The following is a 5,498-nucleotide window of genomic DNA, read 5'->3' on the forward strand; positions in this document are numbered from 1 at the left end:
TGCCCTCGACGAGTTCGAGGCGGAAAGGGGACGCCGACCCGAAACGCTCTCGACGTCGGAAGTCAAGACGGTACTCGACGACGTCGGAACCGAAGCCGAGATACGCGACATATTCGCCGAAGATCCCGAGATTGAGAAAGGCTTTGGCGGGTACGAGCTCGCCGAAGATCCCGCTCCCGCTCCCGCTTCGGAACCCGAAGACGCGGCAGAACCCGCCGAGCCGAAGCCGGAAACGGTACCGGAATCCGCCCCCGAACCAGAAACCGAAACGGATCCGGCTACGGACGACGTCGACGAACACTACGACCGTATTAAGCCTGTGCTTGAGACACTCGGGGAGTCTGACGGGGCGCATAGCCTCGGAGTCTATGACCACCACGGGTGGTATAAAAAACAGAAAGAGACCGACGTCGACCTGATAGACGAAGGCTACGACGAACGGGCTCGACCTTTCGACCTCGTCGTTGACACTGACGAGTTTTCCAGCCGCATAGACCGACACTATTACTCGGTTTTGAACTACCAAGACCCAGAAGTACTGCGGGGTGCGGAACCATGCCGAACGACCGACGAGGGAACCGAGTTCCGCGACGGGAGCCCGCTGCCTAACTACGAGGACATAGAGGCGTTCAGTCTCTTCGTCGACATAGACCTCAAAGATGAACACAAAGAGAGACCCCTCACCTCGGAGAAAAAAGAGAAGTTCGAGCGGGTTATTAGCGACTTTGTCGACGCGTTCGGCTGTCTCGTCGGTGACAAGTCACAGGTTTTCACCCTCGACTCGGTGGGAGGCGCGTATGTCTTCGTCCGCCCCCAGGTGACGGCACCAATAGCCGAGGAGTTCGACGGGGAAGAACGCGGGAAGGTGTTCTCTGAGTTAGCGGAAAAGGCACGCGATTGGGTCGGAGAAACGGCAAAGGAGATTATTAAAGGAACACCCGCTGAGGAATTGTGTAAAGCGGATAAACTCGTCAACGTTAACAGACAGTACAAGGCTCCCCTTAGCCTACACAAGGGCATAGACGGCGTCGTACACCCTCTCGAGACTGAAGGCATATCCTACGACTTTGTGCCTCTCGAGAGCGTAGACGACACTCTCATAGACGAGACAGCCGAGTGGGCTGAGGGTTTCACCGCGCCTGTCGCGACCGAGGATCCCCTCGAGGAGCTCGTCGAGGAGCTCTTCGGTGAGTACGACGGTGAGACGTGGGAAGGACGTCTGAGTGCGTACCTCGAGGCAAAAGAAGAGGAAGAACGACGGAGGGAAGAACGTGCGAAACGCGCCGCCGAGAAACGCGCCGAACGCCGAGAGGAAGGTGTCGACTTCGAGGGGGCGGAAGTGACGCCGTTCTTCGACGACGTACAAAATGCCGTCGAGGATATAGGCATCCGCGAAGTCGTAAGGAAGTACGCCTCGGACGCCTGGGATACATCAAGCCGTAGCGGGGAAACGACATTTGACCCGTCATGGCGTGCGAGTGCGAGCGGGAAATCCTGTGCCGTCCCCGACGCCGCAAACAACTTCATAGATAACGACGGCGGCGGCGGAAGGGTCGCAAAAGCCTACGGACTCGGACAAGGTATAGTCAGAAACGCCGACGCCGACCTCTCGGGAGAGGACTGGTGGCGTGCCGTAGACGGTCTACGTGAGGAAGGCTACGATATACCGGTCTACGTCCCGGAAAAAGACACGCCAAAACCGGACGGCACCAAATACGAGAGGACGCCACTCTGGGCAGTTCGTAAGGGGGCTGTGGCTCTTGGCGTTGTAGACGAAGACGACTTCATTGAGAGAGAAGGGGACGACGGCGGGACATATCTCGACTTCCCCGATCAAGAGAGTCGAAAAGGGGCTCTCGAGGCTCTCGAGGACGAAGGGATAAAACACGGATGGGATATATCCAACGTGCCGACCTTTGATATGGGGGGTGGCTACACCCTCCGTATTACGCCGGTGTCGGGACGCCAAGCCCGTCTATCTGTTCTAAAACAAGGGAGTAAGGTCTACTCAGAAACTCTGGATAAGGGCGCGTGGGAGTCTCGCCAGACCCGGCTTAAGGTAGCTTCCGCCGCCGCGGACGTCGCCCCCAAACCCGACACCCCCGAGGTCAAGGAAGGTGTAAAGAAGGCGTTCCAGGACGCCCTCGCGAAAAAAGAAGACGACCCCGACCGTTGGGCTGAGCTAATGCGCGACGAGACCACCCAAGGTCTCATAGAGCGGACGGAAGATGTTGTCGTGTACCCCGACGAGGAAGGCGCGGTGTGGGTCGTAAGCATGGAACCCCCAGAAGACTCTCCGGAACACACCACACAAACTTTCGAGTTCGAGGCGGCGGGACTTAACAACCAAAGCCCTACGCCGTTTTTAAACGAGTACCTCAGTCAGTTTTTGGTAACAACTGAGGTGGATTCTGAGGCGTGGATGGAGCTCACGGAGTTCTGGATCGATGTAGCCGACCCGAAGGATCCCGAGGTCAACGTCGAGAAAGAGACGTTCATCGAGAGTATACTCGACGACCTTAACAGCGGTCGGTTCCACGCCGTGGACTGGAACGACCGCTTCGACGCGTTCGACTGGAACAGTAACTATGCCATATATTCGCCCTCTGGTGGCGGACTCGACGACGTCAACGACGAGGCTGTGTTAGTCCCGGGAAGCTACATCCAAGATAAGATAGAAGAAGCCGGGATCGAGTTCAATGTTTCCAAGGAACTCCGTGAGCGCGATATTCTCCTCTGTACATCGAAGAAGGTACGCGCGTCCCCCGACAGACACAGCCGCCACGTATGGGTCTTTAATGCCCAGAAAACTCTCTACGAGGGGGGGGAACCACTATACTCTCCCGACGACGAACCAGGTGAAGACGAGGGGGTGGGGGTATGAGTACCAACACAGGCAGCGACGACGACGCCAACACAGACACGGGAACCCCCCGAATCACAAAAATAGACGGCGCGCCCGGGAGCGGGAAGACCTACCAGTTGTTACAGCATATCAAAAGGCTCCGTGACGTCGAGGACATCAAACCCTGGGACGTGAAGTTTATGACCTTCTCAAGATCGGCTCGACGAGACGCCGAAGAGAGACTAAAGGGCATATTTGCCGAGGATCCCGACGACGTCGAGAAAGCGGTGACAACAGTTCACGGTGCCGCCCTCGGGCAAGTTATCGGTGAGGTCTACGAAACCGACGAGTTCAACGAAGAGTGGGATCTGATAAGTCAACAGAAAGACCCCGACAAGTTCAGCCGGTTCTTCAGGAAAGAGTTTCCCTACATCAACTACGAGGTTAGGGCAAAAGACCCTCTCGAGGCTCTCGAGCGCGGGGAGGATCCCGGCGGCGACACGGGGAACGATATTATAGCTGCCTACAACTTTCTGCGGGCTAAGGTGTGGGGCTACGAGTACAACCAACACGCGCCCGTCGAGATCGACCAGCCGCCTTCTCGGATTGAAGAGATTATGCGCCGGTTCGACGAGTGGAAAGAGGAAAACAAGTACTTACAGCACGACGACTACGTGCACGACGCCGTCGAGGCACGACTCACACCACACGCGGACTACCTGTTTATCGACGAGTTCCAAGACCTCTCTCCCCTCCAGTACAAGCTGTATAAGGTTTGGCGCGACGAGGGTGATATAAGCCGTATCTACATCGCCGGGGACGCCGACCAGAGTATATACGGGTTCCGTGGGGCGGATCCCAAGTACTTCCGGGGCACGGACGTCCACAGGGTCGAGCCACAAAAGCAGTCTCGGCGTTGCCCATCCGAGGTCGTCGAGGCGGCAAATCGCAGCCTGTGCGTCGACGGAGACGATGACCGCGACGAAGACGAGATAATGGAACCCGCCCAGACTGGGGGGGATGTGGAACATCTGACCGTCGAGACGTCGCACGGGTTAGCCGACCTCGTCAAAGACGAAGTCGACGCGACTGACGGCGACGTGTACCTGTTATCCCGGGCTAATCACTTCGTCTCGGAGGTTGGGGAAGCTCTCAGGGAAGAGGGCGTGCCCTACTTTGGACTGTCTCGGTCGCACCAACGCTGGAGATCCCCCGCCGCCGAGATCTACAAAGTCCTGAGGGGGGTTGAGGCGGGGCGACCTCTTGATACACCGGGCCTCGAGGAGGCAGTCGAGGAAGTACTCAGTCAAGGGGAAGAGGGTGTTATACGCGAGACGGCACGCCGGAAGATAGACGCCGAGGGTGTAGACAAAGACGACCTCTTCGAGTGGTTTGGCGTTGACACGAGGGAAGGGTTACTTTCAACGCTCGACCTTAAGGAATGGCAGTACGACATAATCCGCGCCGCCTTACAGAGTGACGCTTCACACGCGCCGAGAGACGTCCGTATAGGCACGATACACGCCGCGAAAGGTCTTGAGGCGGATAGTGTCCTCCTCTTCCCCGACTACTCCCAGAAGATGTTACAGCGGTACCAGGGCGACTCCCAGGCGGAAGAAGAGAGGATTTTCTACGTTGGTGCCTCGAGGGCGTCCGACCGGCTTAGGGTAGTTCACGACTTCTTCGGCGGGGAAGAGTTCCCGCCTCTCAGCCGCTAACTCTTTTTAAGCCGTCTCCACGAGTCGAGGTTCTCTTCCTCGTTCCCAAGTTTGCCTGGTGGGGCTCTTTTTTCGCGTGCACACGAGACCTCCCCCTCGACACCTAACTCCCTTTCTCCCTTCGCGACGGCATAGTTCCGTAGTTTCTGTGTTCCACCCCCCCAAAACCCCTGGAACACAAAAAACCCGCAAGACAACGCCGAGAAAAAGGGGCTTGTTCCACCCCTCCCCCCATCCCCCTCCCCCCCACACTCCCCCCCCCTCTTTTTTACACACACTCATGGATATGAAGAGAGGGGGAGTGGGGGGGAGGGGGTCGCGCGCGCGCGCGCCTTGGAGAGGCATTTGTGTTCCACCCCCCCCTGGAACAAACGAGTGAACCGTATCGGGGTCACCCCCGCCTACAAACGAACCCTCGTGGCTAACCAACAGATCTAGAGAATTATTAGAAATGTTGGTTAGTTGTTACACGCATTGTACAATTAACCGTGTACGAACACCCGAGGTCAACCCATATATACCCCATCTCACCTCGGGGTACACCCTCTCCAACAGTCTTTTTACACGCTAAGTTAAACATCCGTGTATGGTGCGTATAGACGACTCAGGCGACGAGGTGAAATGCTGGTTATCCTATCCCGACGAGGTCGACCTCCTATCTCGACAGGCACGCGAAGAAGACTGGAAGCGTAGGATAGCCGTGCTCTTGATGGGTAAGGTCGGGCTTCGAGCCAGCGGTGTACCTACGGCTCGACCTCGGGGTCTACAGTACAACGACGACGGAGAGTACTGGGAACTCGAAGTACGAGGTAAGAACACTAAGGGCGGCGAGAAAGCCACAAGAGACGCCTACGTTCCCGACGGTGTGAAACGTGAACTTGAGAACTACGCTAAAGAGAGAGACATAGCACCGTCTGAACCATACGTCGACGTCT

3 protein-coding genes are annotated in these 5,498 nt (G+C 57.1%); all 3 read left to right on the forward strand.

From position 1 onward, the window contains the following. A partial coding sequence (locus tag SV253_07815) for a hypothetical protein (protein ID MDY6775963.1) occupies window positions 1–2,884 on the forward strand: 2,884 nt, incomplete at its 5' end. Next, entirely contained in the window at window positions 2,881–4,563 is a 1,683-nt protein-coding gene (locus tag SV253_07820) for an ATP-dependent helicase (protein ID MDY6775964.1), read from the forward strand. The genes SV253_07815 and SV253_07820, both read left to right, overlap by 4 nt. Window positions 4,564–5,149: 586 nt before the next feature. Next, window positions 5,150–5,498, forward strand: a 349-nt coding sequence (locus tag SV253_07825; protein ID MDY6775965.1) for a site-specific integrase, incomplete at its 3' end; no start/stop codon positions are given.

The organism is Candidatus Afararchaeum irisae, from assembly GCA_034190545.1.
GTDB lineage: Archaea > Halobacteriota > Halobacteria > Halobacteriales > Afararchaeaceae > Afararchaeum > Afararchaeum irisae.

Excerpts from the sequence above, each read along its gene's own strand:
- SV253_07820 (MDY6775964.1), top strand. The coding sequence starts at position 2,881 with ATGAGTACCAACACAGGCAGCGACGACGACGCCAACACAGACACGGGA.